The organism is Gilvibacter sediminis (genome assembly GCF_028561565.1).
Classification (GTDB): Bacteria; Bacteroidota; Bacteroidia; order Flavobacteriales; family Flavobacteriaceae; genus Gilvibacter; species Gilvibacter sediminis.
This window is the reverse complement of record NZ_JAQQTE010000019.1, coordinates 105,897-127,041: the sequence shown is the minus strand read 5'-3', so window position 1 is coordinate 127,041 and position 21,145 is coordinate 105,897. Positions and strand designations below refer to the sequence as shown.

Genomic DNA, 21,145 nt, shown 5'->3' with positions numbered 1-21,145 from the left:
GCTATAAGTCTTCCAGAAGCAACAAATATAGGTTTTTTGTTGTACTTCCGTAGCTCATGAAATCCTTTTCCTTTTGGGTTTCAAAATCCTGAATGGTGGTAATGTTGGATGGGATTTTGTTCTTGTTGCGATCTTTGATCTGGCGCAGTCCCTCTCCGATATTCTCTACCAGCTGACTGGTAGTTGAAAAGATGATGAAGTTGGTAGGCAGTTCGTCCAGTTTCTTTTCTCGTATCTGGTTGGAGGAGATCAAAACAGAACCGTTATTGGCGATCAACGACTCACAACGTGACAAGAAGAATTTACTGCTGCTCTTGGTGCCGAACTTAAGATTAAAGCCATCAAAGCGCTCAATGAGTTGCTCGTCTATGCAGAAGGCTTCTGATTCGTACCAATCGTTTTCCATCAAGATGTTGTCAAAAGTTTGTAGCACCTCTTCCAGATTTTCACAATACAAGAATTTTCCGCCGTTTCTGCGGAAGTTATACGTGAATTTTTCGTCTATAGGAAGTTGTTTCTCCGGATAGTACTTACTGTGCTGTTTACCCAATGATGTATCCTCGGTAGTCTTGGACTTACCGGACTTAGGATTCAACAGTCTTTTAAACAGACTCATAAGTGCTCTTGATGGGGATTTGAAACGTTTAACCTCAAAGATAAAAAAAAGTTGGAGCCTTTCGCCCCAACTTTAAGATTATATAACGCTTATTTATGGTTAAGCTATTCTGAATCTACTGGAATCGTCTCCACTTTTGGCCATTGACGTTCTCCAAAGATCAGTTCTAAGTTGTCTTTAAAGATCACTTCCTTCTCCAACAACACATTAGCCAACTCAGTGAGTTTGTCCTTGTGCTTTTTCAGAAGGTCTACAGCACGTTCGTATTGGGTCTCAATAATGTTAGAGATCTCCTTGTCGATCATCTCTGCAGTCTTTTCTGAGTAAGGCTTGGAGAAATTGTAATCGGTCTGCCCGCTGCTGTCGTAGTAGGTCAGGTTTCCGATCTTGTCATTCAAACCGTAGATGGTGACCATGGCGCGCGCTTGCTTAGTTACTTTTTCCAAATCGCTGAGTGCTCCAGTGGATACTTTTCCGAAGATCACCTCTTCTGCAGCACGACCACCCATGGCAGCACACATTTCATCCAGCATTTGCTCCGGACGCACAATTAGACGCTCTTCTGGCAAATACCAGGCAGCTCCTAAGGACTGTCCACGTGGTACAATAGTAACTTTTACCAAAGGCGCAGCGTGTTCCAGCATCCAGCTCACGGTAGCGTGACCGGCTTCATGGAAAGCAATGGCTTTTTTCTCGTCTGGAGTGATGATCTTGTTTTTCTTTTCAAGTCCTCCAACAATACGATCCACCGCATCCAGGAAATCCTGCTTACCAACAGCTTTCTTTCCTTTACGCGCTGCGATCAAGGCAGCCTCGTTACAAACATTGGCAATATCTGCTCCAGAGAATCCTGGAGTTTGCTTGGCGAGGAAATCCGTATCGAGTTCCTCGAGTTTTTTAATAGGTCTGAGGTGTACCTCAAAGATCTCTTTACGCTCGCGAACATCCGGAAGATCCACGTAGATCTGACGGTCAAAACGTCCGGCGCGCATTAAAGCTTTGTCCAGTACATCAGCGCGGTTGGTGGCAGCCAATACAATTACGTTGGTGTTTGTTCCAAAACCGTCCATCTCTGTCAGGAGTTGGTTTAGGGTGTTTTCGCGTTCGTCGTTAGAACCAGAGAAGTTGCTCTTTCCACGCGCACGTCCAATCGCGTCGATCTCATCGATAAAGATGATGGAAGGCGATTTTTCTTTCGCCTGCTTGAACAAATCTCTTACACGAGAGGCACCAACTCCCACGAACATCTCCACAAAATCAGAACCTGAAAGGGAGAAGAAAGGTACTTTAGCCTCTCCTGCAACGGCTTTCGCCAATAAGGTTTTACCCGTACCAGGAGGTCCTACAAGTAGGGCTCCTTTGGGTATTTTTCCTCCAAGAGAGGTATATTTTTCCGGATGTTTTAAGAAGTCAACGATCTCCTGAACTTCTTCTTTAGCACCCTCAAGACCAGCAACATCTTTAAATGAGGTCTTTACCTCTGTATTTTGGTCAAATAGCTTTGCTTTAGATTTCCCAATGTTGAAGATCTGTCCACCTGCGCCTCCGGCACCTCCTGCAGACATGCGTCGCATGATCAAAATCCAAATACCAATAATGATGGCAAAAGGAAGCAAGCTGATCAAGATATCACTCAAAACACTCTCTTCTGTAGTTCGTTTTACCGTGGTCACAGACTTTCCGTCTTCCTTGAGTTCGTTGTTGATCTCTACAATGCGCTCTTCAAAAAACGTTGGATCACCAAACTGAAATTCATAATCAGGAGCGGTAGCAGAATTCACTCGGAAAGAGTTAGACTCTGTCTTTTGGTGAATGTCCTTTAACTTGGCATCCGGCGTTAAATACACTCGAGCTTTGCGCGTGTTGGCCACTACGACCAATTCCTGCACATCACCTTCACGCATAAAATCCAAGAATTGCTCTTGTGTGGTAGCTGGTGGTTTAGACCAACTGTTTCCACCCATGAATTGGATGCTCAATAATACTACTATGATAATTCCGTAAATCCAGTAGGGGCTGAATTTAGGCTTCTTTGTTTCGTTGTTTTTCTTTTCCTCCGCCATGTTCTGCTTTTAGTAAGTAGATTCGATTTTTATGGAATGTGCATCACCCCATAGGCCTTCTATATCGTAAAACTCTCGAATGTGTTTTTGGAATACGTGAACTACTACGTGAACGTAGTCGATCAAAACCCACTCGGCATTTTCAGTTCCTTCTGTATGCCAAGGCTTCTCACGTAACTCTTTGCTCACCGATTTTTGAACGGAATTCACAATCGCGTTGACTTGTGTGTTCGAGGTACCGTTGCAAATGATAAAATAATCGCAGACCGTATTCTCAATCTCTCTCAGGTCTAGGATTTCTATATCCTGTCCCTTTACCTCTTCAATTCCCCGTATTATTTGAGTTATTAATTGATCTGTTCCTACTTCTTTTTTTGACATTAAATCGGTTTATTTATGCAAAGTTATTACTTTTTTCGTTCCTTAAAGACGTCATCCAATTAAGATTAACACAATATTTAAGATCCTCCCTTGAAGCTAATCAAACTTAATGCCACCCTTTCTACAAATGACTACCTGAAAGCCCTTGTAAAAACAGGGGTGGACTGCACAGGGACGGTCGTTATTGCTCATGATCAAACTCAGGGTCGAGGTCAGCATGGAAACCACTGGTATTCCAAAGCTGGGGAAAGTCTGACTTTTAGCCTGTACAGACGTTTTGAGCAACATCCGGAGGTCTTCCCATTTATGCCGCAAATGGTGGTCGCCTTAGCTATAAAAAAACAATTGGATGCCTTGCAAATTCCTGCTGTCAGTATCAAATGGCCCAACGACATTATGTCATATCAGAAAAAGATCGGTGGCATCTTGATTGAAAATATCTGGTCTGGTGGCAAGCCGGTGCACCGAGTCATCGGATTTGGTTTGAATGTCAATAATGACCTTCCGGAAGAATTGCCACGTGCTAATTCGTTAAAACAGATCACAGGCAAAGTCTATGATCTGGAAGAATTGGCCATGCGAATCGCAGGGCAGATTTATACCTACTTTGATGATTTTCGAGTGGTGGATCAACTGCAGTGGTATGAGCAATACTTAAATGCGCTTTTTAAAGGCGGCCAAGCGGCAAGTTTTAGAATAGCCAATGGTGCTCCCTTTACCGCTTTGGTAAAAGGGGTGACTCCTGAAGGCGATCTGGAATTACTATTGGAAGACGATTCCGTCCATCTTTATGCCGTAAAGGCTATAGAAATGATCTACTAGATATTTTGAAGATTATCGGTCAATGATTCTAAAAAGGATTTGATAGGTCCTTTGATCATCATAGCCATCATAGCGTTGAAGTCTCCTTCAAAATCTAGGGTTGTAGCAGATTTGCTAGCTTCTAGTTCTTCAATATTAGCGGTAAGCGTAAAAGGAAGTTTGTCACTTTTGGCTCCGAGAACTACTTGATTGGGAGCGTTGATCTCTTTAAGCTCAAGAGCGATCTCTGGCATACCCTTTAATGCAAATACAAAGGCTTGTTCTCCAATCAACTCAAATTTGGCCGTATTCTCAGGCATGAGTTGTTCAAAATTCTTTACATGGCTCAAAAAATCGCAAACATTTTGAGCAGATTTATCTAAGGTTACCGTCTTGCTTGTAAGATTCATAATTTATTGCATCCATTGGGCGGGATTGCTGCGCCACTTTTCTAAGGTTTCTAATTCGTCTTTGGTAATGTACTTGGCTTTTTCAGCTTGTTGCAGCAAATGTTGATAGTTGCTCAAGGTGTGAAGCTGTACATCGGCATCGGCAAAATTGTCTGTCGCCGTATCAAACCCGTACGAAAATAATGCCAACATTCCTTTGACCTGTGCATTGGCAGCTCTAAGGGCTTTAACAGCATTTAGACTGCTCTTCCCGGTACTGATCAGGTCTTCTACAACAACCACAGACTGGTGTTCTTCTAAAATACCTTCGATCTGATTTTGACGCCCGTGTTTCTTGGGTTCCGGACGCACGTAGATAAAGGGAAGATTCATGTAATCAGCAACAAGCATTCCTATACCAATAGCCCCTGTTGCCACACCGGCAATAACGTCTGGTTTACCGTATAATTCTTCAATCTGACCGGCGAGGTGTTCTCTTAAGAAGTTGCGAATCTGCGGATAGGAGAGCGTGATTCTGTTGTCACAATAGATCGGTGATTTCCAACCAGAAGCCCATGTAAAAGGGTTTTGTGGTTGCAATTTTATTGCATTAATTTGCAACAGAAGTTCGGCGGTTTTTTCCGCTGTGTCCTTTTTCAATATCATTTTGCAAATGTATTACAAAGTTTTTATTAATGAGATCCCAGTGATACTTTCCACAGAGAAGTTCATTGGCAAAGAATACGTCTCGATTCCCATAGAATTGGTCCGATTCAAAAAGCTCATCAAAATGATTGAAAAGGGAAAGCTTACCCATGTTAATCTTTATCATTCAGACGCTGACAAACTAGAAGCTCACCTGAGAAAAAAACTCAAAGTGGTAGAAGCTGGAGGCGGTTTGGTATACAACGATCGCAAAGAGATCCTCTTTATCTACAGAAATAAAAAGTGGGATCTGCCCAAAGGAGGACTAGAGAAGGGAGAGACTCCAGAAGAAGCTGCACTGCGTGAAGTCCGAGAAGAAACCGGCGCCAAGAAACTCGAGGTCACCCGATTTATTCAAAAGACCTATCACGTCTTCAAGCGCAACGGAGAGCGTCGCTTAAAGATCACCTATTGGTATGAGATGTCATCGAGCTACAATGGCGATTTAAAACCTCAGGCCAAAGAAGGTATTGAAAAAGCCAAGTGGAAGAATTTTGCCCAAACACAAAAAGCCCTTCAAGGCAGTTATGAGAACATCAAACTGCTTTTTCCTAAAGAATATTTAACGACTCACCCGGTAGATCGGATAGCGTAAGTGCGCCGCCTCATAATAAGGGGAGTTCTTGTGGATCCAATCCAACTGCGCATACCAATTCCCAGCAAAGTTGGCATCGTTTGCTTTTTTAGTTTCAAACTCAGTCTTGATCTCAGGATTTTCATTTAAATAATCCAAGGCGAGATCTTCCCAGACATAAGGGGAGAAGCCTTCTTTTTGCTGCAAAACAGTATCGAAGAAATTCCAATTGAAAAACGAATCCACCGCTGCAGGTTCCAAGGTCTCCAATAAATAGCGCACCGCTTCTTGCTCCGCAGGAATTCGGTAACTTCCCTTAGGGATCATTACTTCAGTCTGATAGGGTTCCACTTTGGTGTTGTAATGCGGATAGTGTCCTTCATAAGGACGGTTGTAGGTTTTGTAATCGGCAATGCGATAAGCCGTTACAGTCATAGTCGTGTCCTTGTCAAATTGATCCATGATCACACCGTTAGCGCGTAAACGTGTCAGGACGCGCCACCAGCCTTTGGGAACAATGTAGTTATCTGGGATCTGCACGGAATCTGTCGGTTTAAAATAGTTGTAATAGGTCACTGGCTTTTCAAAGGGTTGGTCGTGATTGTATTTTAAACGATTCGCACCCGTAATTTCACTTGGGACATACGTACCCTCATATCCTTTAAAGTTGAGCGTTGTTGTTTGGCTGCTGTCAATAGCCCAAGAGATTGGGTAGTAGCTACCCGTTTTATAATTTTTCCAGGCTTCGCGTTTAACGTTCTTGATCTGTTCGGCATTGGCCTCAGAAAACCCAATTACGGATTCCATTAAGGCGTAGGTGCCTTCCACGCGATCCTTGTAGGGCTTGAGCATATGTGTTTCCACCATTAATCCCAGAGTATTGTATAGACTCGTATATCCGGTGGAGTAGCGCGGTCCGTCCATAAACTGAGAAAAGCCGCCCTCTGGAGTTCTGTTGAACACATTGACATAAGGTGTGATGTCCCAATTTTTGGAAGCAAGGGAGTCTTCAAGGGCTGGCATCATGACCTCATGCAGGTATTTGCCTGCTTTACCTCCCAGTTTGTTGTGTTGAGTAAATAAGTGGGTCAGGGTGTATTGATAGTCTGCACCATTACTCACGTGATTGTCAATAAATACATCCGGATCCAGAAGGTCAAAAAGCTTTTGAAAAGCTAGGGCATTCCAAGTGTCACTTTTGATGAAATCACGATTCAGATCATAATTTCGCGCATTGCCTCTAAAGCCGTAAGCCTCAGGTCCATTTTGATTGGTCCTGCTGTGGGAGTTTCTGTTGAGTGAACCGCCAATATTGTAAACAGGGATCACTGCAATGATCACGTTTTTTGGGGCTTTGATCTTGCCTTGAGCCAAATCTCTGATCAGCATCATGCTGGCGTCAATTCCGTCACTTTCTCCGGGATGAATTCCGTTATTGATCAAGACCACTACTTGTTTACCATCCAAGCCCAATTCTGAGTCAAAACTACGATTGGGATTGAAGGTTACTAAATGCAGGCGTTCCCCGCTATCCGTGCGGTCCATTTCATACATCGCAACAGAAGTATAGGTTTCGCTCAAGTCATCGTAGTAGGAAATAACGTCCTTATATTCGGGGGTTTGGGTTCCGTTTGAAGTTTCAAAAAGTGTGGTGAAATCTCGGTCAGATTTAACCTCAGAGTTACACGATAATAACAGTAAAATAAAGACAAGCGCCAAGTAACGGGTCATAATGATGGATTTTTTAGGGCTTTAAAATTAAAAAAGAATCAGTTTTTCACTTTGTTGTTTCAACATTTAAATGCTACATTAGCAAGGTAAAACTAATCTTAAAACAAATTGACATGAAGAAAATTACTCTTTTATTGGCCTGTCTTTTAGTGGGAGGCGCAGCGTTTGCACAAGTAAACGTGGATATGGCGAACGCCATCCAAGTTCAAACGCTTCCGTTTAACGATCCAGACGTAAACGTTCCTAACGGAGCTCAAGAAGAAGGTCAAGTAGGATGTAACTTTAACGTTCCTTCTGTAGACTACAAATTTGAAGTTGTAACTGGTGGTACAGTAACTGTTTCTGTTGACACTCCAGCTGGATTGTCTGAGCCAGTACTTTACTACGCGACTACTATCGATGAAACTGACCCAACAGGTCTTACAGTAACTGACAACCTTGGTGGTGTTGGAGCTGGATGTTTCGATAACGATGCTGGTCCTGATGGAATCCGTACAACTGTTGTAAACGATGGTGACATTATGTTCGTATTCGTTGCAAACGAAGGTATCTCTGGAGTTTCTTTCTCTGGTGACGCTGTACTAGCAACTCTTTCTACTGCAGACAACAACCTTGAAGGTGTATCTGTATACCCTAACCCTGTAAAAGACGTGCTTAACGTTACTGTTCCTGTAGGAGCTGAGGTAACTAGCGCTAAGCTTTTTGACGTATTGGGTAGAGATACTGGAGTTGTAATGGTAAACGGAGCCATCAACACTTCTGGTCTTTCTAACGGTATCTACATGTTTACTTTAGAAACTACTGAAGGAAACTACACTACGAAAATCGTTAAGCAATAAGAATTATTTCTTCGCTTAAAAAACCCTGCCAGACGGCAGGGTTTTTTTATGTCTTATAATTAAATGTTTAGTGGTGTCTTGCCTCTTATTTGCGAACCGTGTCTGGCACTAAATGCTGGTAGTTGCCGTCGTATTTCATGATCTCGCGAACAATAGATGAAGAAACGTGAGTTACGGCTGGTGAAGCCATAAGAAAAACCGTCTCAACCTCGCTGTCCATAGCTCTGTTGGTTTGCGCAATAGGCCGCTCGTAATTGAAATCTGTGGTACTGCGCAATCCTCTTAAGATAAATTGAGCTTCTACTGATTTACAGAAATCTATCGTTAGGGTTTCATAGGTAGCAATGCTGATTTTTTCTTCACCAGCAAAAGTAGCTTCTAAAAACGCCTTACGTTGCTCTAGACTAAAGGTATATTTCTTCGCAGAATTCACACCAATAGCCAAAACGATCTCATCAAACATTTGCAGTCCGCGTTCAATAATATCACAGTGTCCTAAAGTGATCGGGTCAAAAGATCCGGGAAATACAGCCTTTCTTTTCATAGAAGCTAAGATACTATTTCTGTGGTAATACGTTCTGAACCAGTTGGGCAAACAGTTCAGACAGTGGAATATTCGCAGCCTCTGCCTGCTTTGGAATTATGCTGGCCTCAGAGAGTCCAGGATTGGTATTGATCTCCAAAAAGTAGGGTTCGCCATCTTGAAGAATAAAATCACAACGTACCAAACCACTCATTTCTAAAAGCTCATAAATGCGCGCAGTTTCTGCCTGAGCTCTGGCGGTCTCTTCCTGGCTTATTCGGGCTGGGGTGATCTCGTCAGATTTACCCAAGTACTTGGCTTCATAATCAAAGAAGTCATTCTCACTCACGATTTCTGTCGGCAGTAAAACCTGAACCTCGCCTTGACGATCAAAAGCACCCACGCTGACCTCGGTACCCACTAAGGCAGTTTCAATTAAGATCTGATGATCTTCCTCAAAGGCCTTGTCAATAGCGGGTTGAAGGGCGTCCAATTCATAGACTTTAGAAATACCGTAACTGCTGCCCGCACGGTTTGGCTTTACAAAACAAGGAAAGCCAACTGCTTTGACAATCTCCTCTAAGGGCACATCGGTTTGCTTGTTCAAGTAATAGGATTGGGCACACTTGACTCCAAACTGCTTCAATACTGCCAAGCAATCGCGCTTGTTGAAACTCAAGGCAGCTTGGTAAAAATTGCAAGAGGTTTGCGGAATGCCAATGAGCTCTAGATAGGATTGCATCAATCCGTCTTCTCCGGGGGTACCGTGAATCACATTGAAGATAGCATCTGGGATCACTTTTTGTCCGTCAGCTTCAAAACTAAAATCATCTTTGTTTATCGTATGCTTGTTATTGTTTGTATCCAGATGATACCAATGCTCCTGTTCAATGCGAACGGCAAAGACCTCATAGCCCGCTTTATGTAAATGTTTGACCACTGTGGCTCCACTTTCTATAGATATGGAGTGTTCACTGGAATAACCTCCCATGATTACAGCAACTTTTACGGGCTTCATAAGAATGTGTGATTTATAGCGTTTGTAATTTGAGGTTGGGTTTGCAGCAAACCATTTTTAAGGCAGTTGTAATATCTACTCAAATATATGTATTTTCGTGTTTCAATTAACTTTTCGTTTTAATGAGTTTCGTTAGATTCTTACTGACCAAAACATTCTTAAAACAACTTGGCTTGGCCTTATTGGTAACGGTAGGTTTGGTCTTTTTGTTGCTGTTCTATTTGAGAGTGAGCACCAATCATGACCAACAAATCCAAGTGCCTGATCTGGCCAAAATGACCTTAGATGAAGCCAATTCTGCTTTGAGCGAGCTGGATTTGCGCTGGGAGATCTTAGATACTACCAATTACAATCCGGAGTATCCCAAACAATCCATTATTGAGCAACTGCCCAAGGCAGGAAGCATGGTAAAAGAGAATCGAACCATTTACCTTACCGTAAACCGATCGGATTACCGCTCTTTGCCTATTCCAAACGTAGTTGGGCGCACGCGCAGGCAGGCAGAGCCGACCTTGATCTCTCTGGGATTCAAGATCGGGAAGGTCACTTACAGACCCTATATTGCTAAAGATGAAGTGCTGCAATTACGACACAAAGGTGAGCTCATTGAGCCCGGTGCTTTACTCCAAAAGACCGCTGTGATCGATCTTGTTCTGGGTGATGGAAAGGGAAATCTACGTATGGGAGGATCCAGTTCCTCTTCCAATTCGGATTCCGATGGATAAAGTGCCCTTAGATCAGCAAGATTCAGAAGAACTTTACGAGCACCATCGTTTTGTTGCCGAAAAAGGCCAACAACCCTTGCGTGTGGATAAGTTCCTGATGAACTACATTGAAAAAGCTACGCGCAATAAAATTCAAAAAGCGGCAACCGCAGGAAATATCTACGTCAATGATATTCCCGTGAAGTCAAACTACAAGGTGAAGCCTCATGATGTGGTGACCGTGATGTTTGCGCATCCGCCTTACGAATTCCTGTTGGTTCCAGAAGATATTCCGTTGGACATTGTCTATGAAGATGATGCCGTTTTGGTGGTCAATAAGCCTGCCGGTATGGTGGTCCATCCTGGACACGGAAACTACAGCGGAACCTTGATCAACGCTTTGACCTATCATTTTGAAAACCTGCCCAACAACAGCAGTGGCAGACCGGGTCTGGTCCATAGAATTGATAAAGATACCAGTGGGCTATTGGTCGTTGCTAAGACCGAAGAGGCCATGACGCATCTGGCAGGTCAATTCTTCAACAAAAGTACCGAACGCACTTATACAGCCCTTGTTTGGGGTAATATGGAAGAGAACCACGGTACGGTGGAAGGTCATATTGGCAGACATCCTAAAAATCGTTTGCAAAACACGGTTTTCTTAGGAGAAGAAGCCGAACTCAAAGGAAAGCCTGCGGTAACGCATTACAAGGTTCAGGAACGCCTGGGTTACGTGACTTTGGTTTCCTGTACTTTAGAAACGGGCCGTACGCATCAGATCCGCGTACATATGAAGCATATTGGTCATACCTTATTCAATGATGAGCGCTATGGTGGTGAGAAGATCCTTAAAGGAACAACCTTTACTAAATACAAGCAGTTTGTAGATAATTGTTTTAAGATCCTGCCTAGACAAGCCTTACATGCTGCTACTCTAGGGTTTGTGCATCCCGTAAGCGGCGAGCTTATGAGATTTCAGGCGCCGCTACCCGAAGATATGGAGCAGTGTATTGCCAAATGGCGCGATTACGCCAAGCATATGCTGTAGTATTGGTTTCTCCAATAGTGGCATTTGCAAGCTTTAGTTAGAGCGCTTGTAACCGCTGGTTGAGTTCCGTATTTTTGTAGGACTCAAAAAAAGAAAGCCAAGTGAAAATTGTAATCTCTCCTGCCAAGTCTTTAGATCTTGAAACTGCACTGCCTACTTCTAATCACACTCAGCCTGAGTTTCAGGCAGAAGCGCAGCGTCTGAATAAATTATTGAAAAAGAAATCGGCTAGAAGTTTGTCAAAACTGATGCATATTTCAGATGCCTTGGCTACGCTGAATTATGAGCGCAATCAAGCTTGGTCATTGCCTTTTGACGATGCGAATTCCAGACCTGCTATGTTCACTTTTGCAGGTGATGTGTACAGAGGATTGGACGCCTTTACTATGGATGAGGAGGCTATTGACTTTGCACAAGGCCATTTGCTTATTCTTTCTGGGCTTTACGGTTTGCTTAAACCACTTGACCTGATGCAGGCGTATCGTCTGGAAATGGGGACTAAGATGCCCGTGGGTGTTAAAAAGAACTTATACGAATTTTGGAAGCAAAAGATCACCAAGCAGTTGAATGAAGAAATGGATGCAGATGATATTTTGATCAATCTTGCTAGTAACGAGTATTTCAAGGCGATTGATACCAAAGCGCTTAAAGCTACTGTGGTTACTCCCGTCTTTAAGGAGTTCAAAAACGGTCAATACAAAACCATTGGAACCTTTGCTAAGCCTGCTCGCGGAATGATGTCTCGCCATTTGATAGACACCAAAGGAACCACTGTGGATGATATTAAGGCCTTTAATAAAGAAGGGTACGGTTTTTCAGAAGAGCTTTCTTCAGAAACTGAATTGGTATTTACCCGTTAGTACCTCAGAATTTCATAGCTTAGAGCTGTGCCTTACTATATCTTAATTCTATTGCTCCAAGGCGTTTGTCTTTACCATATTTGGAAGACAGGCAGGCCTTATTATTGGTTTTTTGTGATCATCTTTCTTCCTGTTGTAGGCGGCATAGTTTACATCCTGACACAGATGGTTCAAAAGCGGGAGGTAGAACAAATCCAGAAAGAGCTCACCTCGGTGATCAATCCCACCAAAAAGATCAATGATCTCAAAGCGCAGCTAGAATTTGCAGATACGTTTCAAAATCGAGTTAATCTTGCTGATGCTCTATTGGAACAGGGCAATTATCAAGAGGCCATAGATCATTACCGTGATGCACTAAGCGGAAATTTTTCAAACGATGTTTATGTTAAGATCCAGTTGATTCGCGCCTTCCATCAGCATGGTGAAAGCCAATGGATCATTCAAGAAGCGGAAAGTATAAAAGCTCATCCCGATTTTATGAAATCGGCAGCTTCCTTCTATTACGGGCTTGCGCTTGATGCCAATGGGAATTCAGAAGCTGCTCAGGCTTATTTTGACAATATTGATAGACGCTATTCTAATTATCCCGAACGTGTTAAGCTAGCATCCCATTACAGCAATAAAGGGAATACGGAGAAGGCCATTGAAATTTTAGACGAAGTTTTGGCAGAAGGTGCTACCATGGGACAGGACAGTTCCAAACTTCATCGCACAGCCTTGGCTGAGGCTAGAAAATTACGCGGCAGTCTGTAATGTTTATTCACAAGCACCCTTATCCGCCTTATTTCCCGAATGGTGCTACCAAGATGATCGTCGGCACTTTACCACCACCAAGATTCAGCACTGGGGAGTTAAAACCCGGTGATGTCAATTTTTGCTACGGCAGTATAGACGGACAGCTTTGGCCCATTCTCAATCAACTTTTTGAACTCAATCTCGTCTTTGAAACTACCCAAAAAGCCATTGACCAGCGCAAGGAATTCTTGCAAGATCGAGGCGTTGCAATCTGTGATATTGTCCACAGTGCTAAACGCCAAAAAATAGATGCATCAGACTTAGGAATGGAGCAGGTACAGCTACGTCCGCTCTTGAAACATCTCAAAGAAAATACTCAGATTGACACCTTGCTCTTTACGGGTGGAAACAGTAAAAATGGCCCAGAATATTTCTTTAGACGCTTGCTCAAAGAGCACCACATGAGTCTAGAGGTCGTGGAAGACCAGGTGCCGCGAATTCACAGCTTCGAATTAGAAGGCCGTCCGATCAAAACAGTTTCTTTGACCGCTCCCAGCGGTGCAGCCAATAGGGCAGTGGGCAGCTTGCCTTTGTACAAAGAGCGCAAAGCCGCAGATCCGTCGTACAATACACTCTTGTTTCGCGTGGATCAATACCGTCCTTTCTTTTAGGACTTTCCTAACCAAGATTCAATTATTTAGGCTTAACTTTAAGAAATAAAAGGATGGCGCAAAGCCCTGCTTTTGGTTTCAAGTTGCCTATGAAAAGCTTATTGTTTTTGTTTATCGGTATGTTTATGCTGAGCAGTTCCTTGACTTTCGGTCAGATTGCTCATGATATCTCCTTTACCATTAGAAATTTTGGGATCAATGTCGATGGGAATTTTGATTCCAGTATTGTGGATGGAACCTTGAATCTATCGACTTTACAAAACACCCAGCTGAGGGTAAGTATTCCCGTGAATTCCATCAATACGGACAATGAAACACGAGACGAACACCTCTTGGAAGAGGAGTATTTCCACGCGAGCAAATACCCAAACATACAGTTTGAATCTACAAGCCTGCGAGAAATAGCCGAGCGCGCTTATGAACTCCGTGGGAATTTAACCATCAAGGGAGTCACAAAAGCCGTGGTGATCAAAATGTATTCAGAATCTACTTCGAACACAACCAGAATGGTCGGGGAGCTAGAGATCAACCGCCGCGATTACGGTGTAGGCGGTCGTAGTTTGGTCATGTCCAAGAACGTGACCATTTCCATCACTTTAGAAATTCCAAAAGCTTGAAGCAACAAGAAGCAGATGTACTCATTGTTGGTGGTGGATTGGCCGGCTTAAGTGCCGCTATTGATCTGTCCGTACAAGGGAAATCTGTGCTGCTGTTTGAACCTAAATCCTACCCGCGTCATAAAGTCTGCGGTGAATATATCTCCAATGAAGTGCTGCCATATCTCTCCAAGTTGGGAATCGATCCCTTTACATTAGGAGCTGTTGAAATATCGAATTTTAGTTGGACCCATCCTAAGGGTAAAGCAATTCAAGCTAAGCTACCACTAGGCGGATTTGGGATCAGCAGATTTACGCTAGAACAGGCTATGTTTCAAAGAGCTTTGGCTGTGGGTGTTCAACCTATAAAAGCATCCGCAGAAAATATAGAATCCATAACCAATGGTGTCCAAGTAAAGAGCAGCGACGGAAATAACTATACGGCAAGAGCTGGAATTGCTGCCTATGGAAAGCGTTCTGTTCTAGATAAGAAGTTAGCGCGAGAATTCATCAGTAAAAAGGCAAACTACGTAGCTGCCAAATGGCATGCGCAGGGAGCGTTTGACCCATCGCTTGTGGCGCTACATAATTTTGAAGGTGGCTATTGTGGCGTATCTCGAGTAGAAGAAGGGCTGATCAATTTTTGCTTTATAGCAAGCTATAAGGTGTTTAAGAACTATCGAGATCTTCCCAAGTTTATGGATTCAGTTTTACGATCCAATCCTCATTTAAAAGAGCTCATGGATGAGACTGAAATGGTCTTTGAAAAACCCTTGAGTATTGCTCAAATTTCATTTAAAGATAAGCCGCCTGTAGAAGGCAAATGGATCATGTGTGGAGACAGCGCAGGATTGATACATCCGCTTTGTGGCAACGGCATGAGCATGGCCATTCGCAGTGCGGAGATTGCCTGTGAGGAGTTGATGGATTGTTTTTCTGAACTTCAAGATCACGCTCAAGCCTTACAGAACTATCGGTCTCGTTGGAAGGGTGAATTTGCTAAACGCCTCCGGATGGGAAGAATTGCCTCGGGTATATTCTCCAGTGATACGGGCAGCGGTTTGGCAATGGATGTGGTTCGATATGTACCGGGCATTCTGCCATTTTTTATAAAACAAACCCACGGCAAGGTGGATAAATCCTTAGCTTATGAAGTATAGATCTCACGAGCCTGAATGGATGGACGACCTTGAAATGGAAGGGCAACAACTCTTGGATACTCTTAAAACCTTGGCCGATATAAATGCCCGTTTGGGAGGAGATGCCGTCAGTCTAAAAGGAGTCCGTAAACTGAGTCGTGAGGCAGATTCTGCTCAAGGATTGCACATTATTGATTTGGGCTGTGGAGAAGGGAGTCAACTGCGCCATTTAGCGAATTACAGCAGAAAACACAAGTTAGATTGGCGTTTTACCGGGGTCGATGCCAATGCGACCTGTATTGCTTTCGCTGAGCAGCGATCACAAAACTATCCCGAAATTACCTATCTTCAAGGAGATGTTTTTAAATGGGACATGCCCGAATGCGATATCGTCTTGGCAACTTTATTCATGCATCATTTTGACGATCAGCAAATTAAACAGATGATTGATAGCGCCAAACCCAAAACACGCTTGGGTTGGGTGGTGAATGATCTGCAGCGAAGCCCAATTGCCTATGGTCTTTTTTGGTCTTTGGGACTCTTTATTCGCAATGAAATGATCATGCATGACGGCTTATTGTCCATTAAAAAAGGATTTAAAAAACACGAACTAAAACAAATGTCAAATACCCTAAAAATGCAGTCGGAAGTCCATTGGAACTGGGCCTTCCGTTATCTGTGGTTGTTGCGCTCATGAGTGTCCGTATAACAGCAGTCTCCAAGGCTTTGCCCGAGTTTTCTCGTACTACGGATGAGATCCTCCCTTACGTTTCAAAATGGCTGGACGGTCAAGAAGATCGCTTCAAGCGCAAGGTCTTAAAGATTTTTGAAGGCGCTGGAGTCTCTCGTCGTTATGCGATTATGGATGCCCCGGATGTGTTCAACCAAACTTCCTTTGAAGAAAAAAACCGCCTCTTTGTCAAAGCCGCCATTGATTTGGGAACCGAGTCTTTGCAAAAGGCCTTAGACAAGGCCGGATGGCAACCTGAAGAACTCGACATGCTCATAACGGTGAGTTGTACCGGTATTATGATCCCGAGTTTGGATGCCTATTTGATCAATGCTTTGGGATTGCGACAAGACGTTTTGCGCTTGCCCGTAACTGAAATGGGTTGTGCTGCAGGAGTCTCGGGAACTATATATGCCTATAATTTTTTAAAATCGAATCCAGACAAAAAGGCCGCGGTGATTGCGGTGGAATCTCCAACAGCAACTTTCCAACACAGCGATTATTCGATGGCTAATATGGTGAGCGCTGCAATTTTTGGTGATGGCGCCGCTTGCGTATTACTCTCTTCTGTTGCTGATGCACAAGGACCAGAGATTTTAGGAGAAGGCATGTATCATTTTTACAACGCCACGCACTTAATGGGCTTTGACTTGACCAATGAGGGATTACAGATGATCTTGGACCCAGAAGTGCCTAATATGATCGCGTCTCATTTTGGTGAGATCATTCATCCTTTCTTAGCCAAGCATAACAGTAGTATTGAGGCTGTGGACCATTTGATCTTTCATCCCGGTGGACGTAAAATAGTGCAGACCGTTGATGAACTTTTTGGCACCCTTGGAAAGTCCATAGAAGATACCCGAGCCGTGCTTGATCTTTATGGCAATATGTCAAGTGCCACCGTGCTTTATGTTTTAGAGCGTTTTATGGAAAAAGATAACCCTGCAGGGACTCAAGGTTTGATGTTGAGCTTCGGACCTGGATTCTCTGCCCAACGCCTTTTATTACAATGGTAGCATCAAACAAATGGGCCTTGATATTGGGGGCCTCCAGAGGTTTGGGTTGGGCCACGGCTCAGCAACTCGCCACTCAAGGTTTTAACTTGCTTTTGGTTCATCGAGATCCACGTGCTAGTTTGGCTGAATTTCAAGAGGGTTTGGAACAAATGCCGTCAGAAGTAATTACACACGCCTTTAACAAAGACGCGACACGTTCAGATGGCATTGCCGCGTTGATATCCAACATTAAAGAAATTCTTCCAGAAGGAGCAGCTATAGCTGTGATGATTCACGCTATTGCCAAAGGACATGTAAAACCACTCGCAGAATCTGAATCACTGACAACTACCGACATGGCCATTACGCTAGAAGCTATGGCCAGCAGTTTAATGGATTGGACCCAACAATTGAATCAGGCTAAATTGTTTGCAAAAGATACGCGCATCATCAGCTTTACCAGTGAGGGCAGTCATAAGGCCTGGAAGCATTACGCTGCCGTTGGTGCTGCCAAGGCTGCTTTAGAAGCAATTACCAGAAGCATCGCTTTAGAATTTGCTCCTCATGGAATTCGGGCCAATTGCATTCAGGCTGGCGTTGTAGATACAGCGTCCTTAAGACGCATTCCAAACGCAGATCAGATCTTAAAATACGCGGCATCGCGCAGTCCATTCAAACGTATAACCACCCCAGAAGATGTAGCTCAAGTAGCAGGACTTTTATGTCGTCCAGAAGCTGCTTGGATCAACGGGGCCGTAATTCCAGTTGATGGCGGAGCACACATCCAATAATACACGTGTAGTCATTACAGGCATGGGCATTGTAGCGCCCAATGGTGTCGGTCTGTCTGATTACGAGCAAGCACTGCGTGAAGGGCGCTCCGGTATTGCTTTTATTCCGCGCCTGGCCGATCTTAAATTTGGATGTCAAGTAGGTGGAATACCACCTGTAGAGCAGCATCATATCGATGCCTGTTTGACCCCTTTGCAAGTCAGGAATTTTGACAGCGACGGCATCATCTATGGGATGATCGCCGCAGATGAGGCCTGGAAGCAGGCAGGATTGGAATTAGGGAATGAACAGTTCGACCCTCAAACCGGAGTCATTTTTGGAACGGGAACTTCGGGGATAGAAAAATTAAATGCCTCCATGAAAATGGTGGATGAACAAAAAGTCCGTCGTTTGGGAAGCAATGTGGTGATCCAAACCATGGCTAGTGGTGTGAGTGCGTTCATCGCAGGACATATTGGGGCTGGGAATCAGGTCACCACCAATTCGTCTGCCTGTACTACGGGAACAGAAGCCCTTTTGATGGGCTACAGACATATTAAGGCGGGTTATGCCGAGCGTATGCTGGTAGGTTCCACTTGTGAGCACGGGCCGTACCTATGGGCTGGCTTTGATGCCATGCGCGTAACAAGTCAGCGATATAATGATGTACCACAAAAAGCATCGCGCCCTATGAGTGCTAGTGCGGCAGGTTTAGTGCCCGGTGGAGGCGCAGGTGCCTTTGTCATTGAAACCCTTGAATCGGCCTTGAAAAGAAAGGCGCCCATCATCGCTGAGGTTTTAGGTGGACAGATCAATTCCGGAGGACAGCGTGGAGGAGGGACTCTTACTGCGCCCAATCCAAAAGCCGTCAGACGATGTATAACGGATGCGCTCACTTCTGCGGATGTAGCCGGCCACGAGATTGATCTGATCAACGGGCATTTAACAGCCACTGCCAAGGACCCGGATGAGGTCGCTGCGTGGGTGGATGTACTGGGTGGAGAAAAATCAGCTTTTCCGTATTTACAATCTACAAAAAGTATGGTGGGTCACTGTTTGTCCGGCTCTGGAGCAGTAGAGCTAGTAGCTACGGCCTTGCAAATTCAGCACGATTTTGTGCACCCTTCCATAAATTCAGAGGATCTACACGAAAATATTGCTGCTCTTGTTCCACGAGAGAAGATTCCGCAGCAAACTATAAGTGCCTCAATTAAAACCGCAATCAAGGCCAGCTTTGGCTTTGGCGATGTCAACGGCTGTGTCGTATTGCGTCAGTATAATTCGTAACTTCAAACCAAGCAAATACCGCAAATCCAATCAATTTATGAATGATGCCCAGTTTTTTGATCGCCTCAAAGAGATCATCAGCCCTTATGTCCAAAACCAAGAAGCCTTTACAGACTTAAAAGAAGATACCCGTTTTATTGAGGATCTGCAGATCAACTCTGCCAATTTAGTAGATGTGGTCTTGGATGTTGAGGATGCTTTTGATATTGAGATTGACAACGACTCTATGGAAAAGATGTTGACTGTAGAAGCTTCACTTAAGGTGATCAAAGAAAAATTAGAGGGATGATTGGCAATGATGTGGTGGATCTTTCTTTAAGCGCTTTTGATTCAGAAAGACGATTTTGGCGCTATAGCCAAAAGGTCTGTTCGCGGATTGAGCTGAATCAGTTCGGTCAGTTTGAATCAAAACAGCAAAGCCTCTGGCGGTTTTGGAGTTTAAAGGAAGCAGCTTTTAAAGCAGCCGTACGCTTAGGTTATCAAGGGCTATTCCGTCCTGCTAAGATCCAAGTTGAATTATTAGATTCAGTACGAGCGATCATCCAATTTGATCAATATCGCTTCAAAGGCAAAACCCATATAGAACTACAGCAATTGTGGTCTGACGTTATTTTAGAGGATGCAGAGTTTAAGTCGATCGTATCTGTCCAACGGCGAAATACTGTTTCCGTAAGCTATAAAGGCCGTTTGCCTTTTGTTGAATCTGACACAGGAGCTAAGCTCCCGGCCAGTATTTCTCACCACGGGTCGTTTTTTAGATTAATCCATTTAAGCGCATGAATGCATTTATCGCCTATGCCCAGGAAAAACTTAAGGTAGATAGACGCCTAATTTTGATCTACGTATTGCTCTATTTTGCTTGGGGAATGGGTATGGACTGGTTTGGTGCCACCGTGCAAATTGCCACCTTCACCTATTGGTGGCAGGTCATCACCGTGTACTTACTTTATATGATCCCGATCTCGCTCTTGCTAAGAGGTTTACCTTTTCACATGCAATACGCCTACGGACTCATAGCCATGGGGCTTTTAGAATTTGGCGGCTATGCGCTAGAAACCTCCATAGCTTTTCCCAACAATATACTGGATCAGTTCTTTGGTGAACGAAACTTTGCCTTGGCCATGGCGCTCTTTTTTGCCCTTTATTTCCCGTTGGGGAATTGGGTCGTCAGTAAGATCTACAGACTCATCTGGCCTAATCGGGGCGAATCCCTTTCATAAAGGCTCCAATGCCAGCAGTTCCTTTTTTACGAAGCATTTTTATAAAGGCCGATCCAATAATGGCTCCTTTGGCTTTATGGGTCGCGGCCTTAAAGGTCTCCTCGCTGCTGATCCCAAAACCAACAATGCATTCACTCTTGAGATCCATACTCGCAATGCGGTCAAAGTAAGCGGTGGTTTCGCTCCCAAAGCCACTTTGTGCACCCGTGGTACTTGCCGTACTCACCATATAGATAAAGCTGTTAGAGGCCGCATCGATCTCTCTGATGCGCGCTTCTGAGGTTTGTGGAGTGATCAAGAAGACCATGTCTAATCCGTACTTTTCAAAGATGGCTTGGTATTCCAATTCAAACTCGCGCAGGGGTAGATCTGGAATGATTAAACCGTCAATGCCCAATTCGCTGCAGCGCTTGCAAAAATCTTCCATGCCGTATTGCATCATCGGATTGAAGTACCCCATCATGATCAGGGGGATGGAAACGGTTTTACGTATTCCTTCTAATTGTTCAAATAGGCGAGCTGTGGTGATTCCATTTTTTAACGCATCCGTAGAACTTTCTTGTATGGTAGGTCCATCGGCTAAAGGATCGCTAAAAGGCAAACCGATCTCGATCATATCGGCTCCGGATTTTTCCAACTCTTGAATTACCGTAACGGTATCGTCCAACTTAGGAAACCCAGCTGTGAAATAGATGGACAGTAATTTTTTGTCTTGTTGTAAGGCCTGTTGAATTCGATTCATAACTAGG

The 21,145-nt window shown here is 44.0% G+C and carries 26 protein-coding genes; 17 read left to right on the top strand and 9 right to left on the bottom strand.

Going from position 1 to position 21,145, the window contains the following annotated elements; translation table 11 throughout:
- Position 1: 1 nt before the first annotated feature.
- The 3 genes from POW22_RS10950 to rsfS form a co-directional block, all read right to left on the bottom strand.
- A complete protein-coding gene (locus tag POW22_RS10950; RefSeq protein ID WP_272832713.1) occupies positions 2-616 on the bottom strand; it encodes an LUD domain-containing protein in 615 nt (204 codons plus the stop codon).
- 104 nt (positions 617-720) lie between these two features.
- A complete protein-coding gene (ftsH, locus tag POW22_RS10945) occupies positions 721-2,679 on the bottom strand; it encodes an ATP-dependent zinc metalloprotease FtsH (RefSeq protein ID WP_272832712.1) in 1,959 nt (652 codons plus the stop codon).
- A gap of 9 nt (positions 2,680-2,688) precedes the next feature.
- A complete protein-coding gene (gene rsfS, locus POW22_RS10940; protein WP_272832711.1) occupies positions 2,689-3,060 on the bottom strand; it encodes a ribosome silencing factor in 372 nt (123 codons plus the stop codon).
- Between the two features lie 90 nt (positions 3,061-3,150).
- Between rsfS and POW22_RS10935 the strand changes: the two genes are divergently transcribed.
- Entirely contained in the window at positions 3,151-3,882 is a 732-nt protein-coding gene (locus tag POW22_RS10935) for a biotin--[acetyl-CoA-carboxylase] ligase (protein WP_272832710.1), read from the top strand.
- On the opposite strand, the gene POW22_RS10930 is transcribed toward POW22_RS10935, so the two are convergent.
- Together POW22_RS10930 and pyrE are read right to left on the bottom strand one after the other, a co-directional pair.
- A complete protein-coding gene (locus POW22_RS10930) occupies positions 3,879-4,271 on the bottom strand; it encodes an SRPBCC family protein (protein WP_272832709.1) in 393 nt (130 codons plus the stop codon). The two genes, POW22_RS10935 and POW22_RS10930, sit on opposite strands and share 4 nt — an antisense overlap.
- Before the next feature lie 3 nt (positions 4,272-4,274).
- On the bottom strand, positions 4,275-4,916 hold the full coding sequence (gene pyrE / locus POW22_RS10925; RefSeq protein WP_272832708.1) for an orotate phosphoribosyltransferase: 642 nt from the start codon (positions 4,914-4,916) through the stop codon (positions 4,275-4,277).
- A 7-nt stretch (positions 4,917-4,923) separates the two neighbouring features.
- Between pyrE and POW22_RS10920 the strand changes: the two genes are divergently transcribed.
- Positions 4,924-5,550, top strand: coding sequence for an NUDIX hydrolase (locus POW22_RS10920; RefSeq protein ID WP_272832707.1), 627 nt, complete (start codon positions 4,924-4,926; stop codon positions 5,548-5,550).
- Here the strand turns inward: POW22_RS10920 and POW22_RS10915 are convergent.
- A complete protein-coding gene (locus tag POW22_RS10915) occupies positions 5,518-7,260 on the bottom strand; it encodes a M14 family metallopeptidase (RefSeq protein WP_272832705.1) in 1,743 nt (580 codons plus the stop codon). The two genes, POW22_RS10920 and POW22_RS10915, sit on opposite strands and share 33 nt — an antisense overlap.
- Before the next feature lie 113 nt (positions 7,261-7,373).
- Here POW22_RS10915 and POW22_RS10910 point away from each other — a divergent pair, with 113 nt between their 5' ends.
- Positions 7,374-8,099: a T9SS type A sorting domain-containing protein gene (locus POW22_RS10910; RefSeq protein WP_272832704.1), complete on the top strand. Its 726-nt coding sequence runs from the start codon at positions 7,374-7,376 to the stop codon at positions 8,097-8,099.
- An 85-nt stretch (positions 8,100-8,184) separates the two neighbouring features.
- Here the strand turns inward: POW22_RS10910 and coaD are convergent, their stop codons facing one another.
- Both coaD and POW22_RS10900 read right to left on the bottom strand, forming a co-directional pair.
- Positions 8,185-8,643, bottom strand: coding sequence for a pantetheine-phosphate adenylyltransferase (coaD, locus tag POW22_RS10905; RefSeq protein ID WP_272832703.1), 459 nt, complete (start codon positions 8,641-8,643; stop codon positions 8,185-8,187).
- 13 nt (positions 8,644-8,656) lie between these two features.
- Positions 8,657-9,640: a D-alanine--D-alanine ligase gene (locus POW22_RS10900; RefSeq protein ID WP_272832702.1), complete on the bottom strand. Its 984-nt coding sequence runs from the start codon at positions 9,638-9,640 to the stop codon at positions 8,657-8,659.
- A gap of 122 nt (positions 9,641-9,762) precedes the next feature.
- On the opposite strand from POW22_RS10900, the gene POW22_RS10895 reads away from it, so the two are divergent.
- The 14 genes from POW22_RS10895 to POW22_RS10830 all read left to right on the top strand — a co-directional run bounded on the left by POW22_RS10895 (position 9,763) and on the right by POW22_RS10830 (position 20,396).
- A complete protein-coding gene (locus POW22_RS10895) occupies positions 9,763-10,365 on the top strand; it encodes a PASTA domain-containing protein (RefSeq protein ID WP_272832701.1) in 603 nt (200 codons plus the stop codon).
- Entirely contained in the window at positions 10,358-11,392 is a 1,035-nt protein-coding gene (locus tag POW22_RS10890; protein ID WP_272832700.1) for an RluA family pseudouridine synthase, read from the top strand. Before POW22_RS10895 ends, POW22_RS10890 begins: the two co-directional genes overlap by 8 nt.
- A gap of 101 nt (positions 11,393-11,493) precedes the next feature.
- A complete protein-coding gene (gene yaaA, locus POW22_RS10885) occupies positions 11,494-12,252 on the top strand; it encodes a peroxide stress protein YaaA (RefSeq protein WP_272832699.1) in 759 nt (252 codons plus the stop codon).
- A gap of 114 nt (positions 12,253-12,366) precedes the next feature.
- Complete coding sequence (locus POW22_RS10880; protein ID WP_272832698.1) at positions 12,367-13,005, top strand: tetratricopeptide repeat protein; 639 nt, start codon at positions 12,367-12,369, stop codon at positions 13,003-13,005.
- Positions 13,005-13,658, top strand: a complete 654-nt coding sequence (locus POW22_RS10875; RefSeq protein WP_272832697.1) for a uracil-DNA glycosylase family protein — start codon at positions 13,005-13,007, stop codon at positions 13,656-13,658. Before POW22_RS10880 ends, POW22_RS10875 begins: the two co-directional genes overlap by 1 nt.
- A gap of 89 nt (positions 13,659-13,747) precedes the next feature.
- A complete protein-coding gene (locus POW22_RS10870) occupies positions 13,748-14,275 on the top strand; it encodes a YceI family protein (protein WP_272832696.1) in 528 nt (175 codons plus the stop codon).
- Positions 14,272-15,414 carry an NAD(P)/FAD-dependent oxidoreductase gene (locus tag POW22_RS10865; protein WP_272832695.1) on the top strand — a complete coding sequence of 381 codons (1,143 nt, stop codon included), beginning with the start codon at positions 14,272-14,274 and terminating at the stop codon, positions 15,412-15,414. The genes POW22_RS10870 and POW22_RS10865 overlap by 4 nt, the downstream gene beginning before the upstream one ends.
- Positions 15,404-16,090 carry a methyltransferase domain-containing protein gene (locus POW22_RS10860; RefSeq protein ID WP_272832694.1) on the top strand — a complete coding sequence of 229 codons (687 nt, stop codon included), beginning with the start codon at positions 15,404-15,406 and terminating at the stop codon, positions 16,088-16,090. The genes POW22_RS10865 and POW22_RS10860 overlap by 11 nt, the downstream gene beginning before the upstream one ends.
- Positions 16,087-17,139 (top strand): type III polyketide synthase, encoded by a 1,053-nt coding sequence (locus tag POW22_RS10855; protein WP_272832693.1) that lies wholly within the window; start codon positions 16,087-16,089, stop codon positions 17,137-17,139. The genes POW22_RS10860 and POW22_RS10855 overlap by 4 nt, the downstream gene beginning before the upstream one ends.
- Complete coding sequence (locus POW22_RS10850) at positions 17,133-17,909, top strand: SDR family oxidoreductase (RefSeq protein ID WP_272832692.1); 777 nt, start codon at positions 17,133-17,135, stop codon at positions 17,907-17,909. Before POW22_RS10855 ends, POW22_RS10850 begins: the two co-directional genes overlap by 7 nt.
- Positions 17,887-19,176, top strand: a complete 1,290-nt coding sequence (locus tag POW22_RS10845; RefSeq protein WP_272832691.1) for a beta-ketoacyl-[acyl-carrier-protein] synthase family protein — start codon at positions 17,887-17,889, stop codon at positions 19,174-19,176. The genes POW22_RS10850 and POW22_RS10845 overlap by 23 nt, the downstream gene beginning before the upstream one ends.
- Before the next feature lie 37 nt (positions 19,177-19,213).
- The gene (locus POW22_RS10840; protein ID WP_272832690.1) at positions 19,214-19,465 is read left to right on the top strand and encodes an acyl carrier protein; all 252 of its coding nucleotides are present in this window, start codon (positions 19,214-19,216) and stop codon (positions 19,463-19,465) included.
- The gene (locus tag POW22_RS10835; protein ID WP_272832689.1) at positions 19,462-19,956 is read left to right on the top strand and encodes a 4'-phosphopantetheinyl transferase family protein; all 495 of its coding nucleotides are present in this window, start codon (positions 19,462-19,464) and stop codon (positions 19,954-19,956) included. Before POW22_RS10840 ends, POW22_RS10835 begins: the two co-directional genes overlap by 4 nt.
- Entirely contained in the window at positions 19,953-20,396 is a 444-nt protein-coding gene (locus tag POW22_RS10830; protein WP_272832687.1) for a hypothetical protein, read from the top strand. The genes POW22_RS10835 and POW22_RS10830 overlap by 4 nt, the downstream gene beginning before the upstream one ends.
- Here POW22_RS10830 and trpA read toward each other — a convergent pair.
- Positions 20,371-21,138, bottom strand: a complete 768-nt coding sequence (gene trpA, locus POW22_RS10825; RefSeq protein ID WP_272832686.1) for a tryptophan synthase subunit alpha — start codon at positions 21,136-21,138, stop codon at positions 20,371-20,373. The two genes, POW22_RS10830 and trpA, sit on opposite strands and share 26 nt — an antisense overlap.
- Between the last annotated feature and the right edge of the window lie 7 nt (positions 21,139-21,145).

What these genes read in the sequence shown, in the direction of transcription:
- POW22_RS10950 (WP_272832713.1), bottom strand. Translation starts at nt 616, where the DNA reads ATGAGTCTGTTTAAAAGACTGTTGAATCCTAAGTCCGGTAAGTCCAAG.
- ftsH (WP_272832712.1), bottom strand. Translation starts at nt 2,679, where the DNA reads ATGGCGGAGGAAAAGAAAAACAACGAAACAAAGAAGCCTAAATTCAGC.
- rsfS (WP_272832711.1), bottom strand. Translation starts at nt 3,060, where the DNA reads ATGTCAAAAAAAGAAGTAGGAACAGATCAATTAATAACTCAAATAATA.
- POW22_RS10930 (WP_272832709.1), bottom strand. Translation starts at nt 4,271, where the DNA reads ATGAATCTTACAAGCAAGACGGTAACCTTAGATAAATCTGCTCAAAAT.
- pyrE (WP_272832708.1), bottom strand. Translation starts at nt 4,916, where the DNA reads ATGATATTGAAAAAGGACACAGCGGAAAAAACCGCCGAACTTCTGTTG.
- POW22_RS10920 (WP_272832707.1), top strand. Translation starts at nt 4,924, where the DNA reads ATGTATTACAAAGTTTTTATTAATGAGATCCCAGTGATACTTTCCACA.
- POW22_RS10915 (WP_272832705.1), bottom strand. Translation starts at nt 7,260, where the DNA reads ATGACCCGTTACTTGGCGCTTGTCTTTATTTTACTGTTATTATCGTGT.
- POW22_RS10910 (WP_272832704.1), top strand. Translation starts at nt 7,374, where the DNA reads ATGAAGAAAATTACTCTTTTATTGGCCTGTCTTTTAGTGGGAGGCGCA.
- coaD (WP_272832703.1), bottom strand. Translation starts at nt 8,643, where the DNA reads ATGAAAAGAAAGGCTGTATTTCCCGGATCTTTTGACCCGATCACTTTA.
- POW22_RS10900 (WP_272832702.1), bottom strand. Translation starts at nt 9,640, where the DNA reads ATGAAGCCCGTAAAAGTTGCTGTAATCATGGGAGGTTATTCCAGTGAA.
- POW22_RS10895 (WP_272832701.1), top strand. Translation starts at nt 9,763, where the DNA reads ATGAGTTTCGTTAGATTCTTACTGACCAAAACATTCTTAAAACAACTT.
- POW22_RS10890 (WP_272832700.1), top strand. Translation starts at nt 10,358, where the DNA reads ATGGATAAAGTGCCCTTAGATCAGCAAGATTCAGAAGAACTTTACGAG.
- POW22_RS10875 (WP_272832697.1), top strand. Translation starts at nt 13,005, where the DNA reads ATGTTTATTCACAAGCACCCTTATCCGCCTTATTTCCCGAATGGTGCT.
- POW22_RS10870 (WP_272832696.1), top strand. Translation starts at nt 13,748, where the DNA reads ATGAAAAGCTTATTGTTTTTGTTTATCGGTATGTTTATGCTGAGCAGT.
- POW22_RS10860 (WP_272832694.1), top strand. Translation starts at nt 15,404, where the DNA reads ATGAAGTATAGATCTCACGAGCCTGAATGGATGGACGACCTTGAAATG.
- POW22_RS10855 (WP_272832693.1), top strand. Translation starts at nt 16,087, where the DNA reads ATGAGTGTCCGTATAACAGCAGTCTCCAAGGCTTTGCCCGAGTTTTCT.
- POW22_RS10850 (WP_272832692.1), top strand. Translation starts at nt 17,133, where the DNA reads ATGGTAGCATCAAACAAATGGGCCTTGATATTGGGGGCCTCCAGAGGT.
- POW22_RS10845 (WP_272832691.1), top strand. Translation starts at nt 17,887, where the DNA reads ATGGCGGAGCACACATCCAATAATACACGTGTAGTCATTACAGGCATG.
- POW22_RS10840 (WP_272832690.1), top strand. Translation starts at nt 19,214, where the DNA reads ATGAATGATGCCCAGTTTTTTGATCGCCTCAAAGAGATCATCAGCCCT.
- POW22_RS10835 (WP_272832689.1), top strand. Translation starts at nt 19,462, where the DNA reads ATGATTGGCAATGATGTGGTGGATCTTTCTTTAAGCGCTTTTGATTCA.
- POW22_RS10830 (WP_272832687.1), top strand. Translation starts at nt 19,953, where the DNA reads ATGAATGCATTTATCGCCTATGCCCAGGAAAAACTTAAGGTAGATAGA.
- trpA (WP_272832686.1), bottom strand. Translation starts at nt 21,138, where the DNA reads ATGAATCGAATTCAACAGGCCTTACAACAAGACAAAAAATTACTGTCC.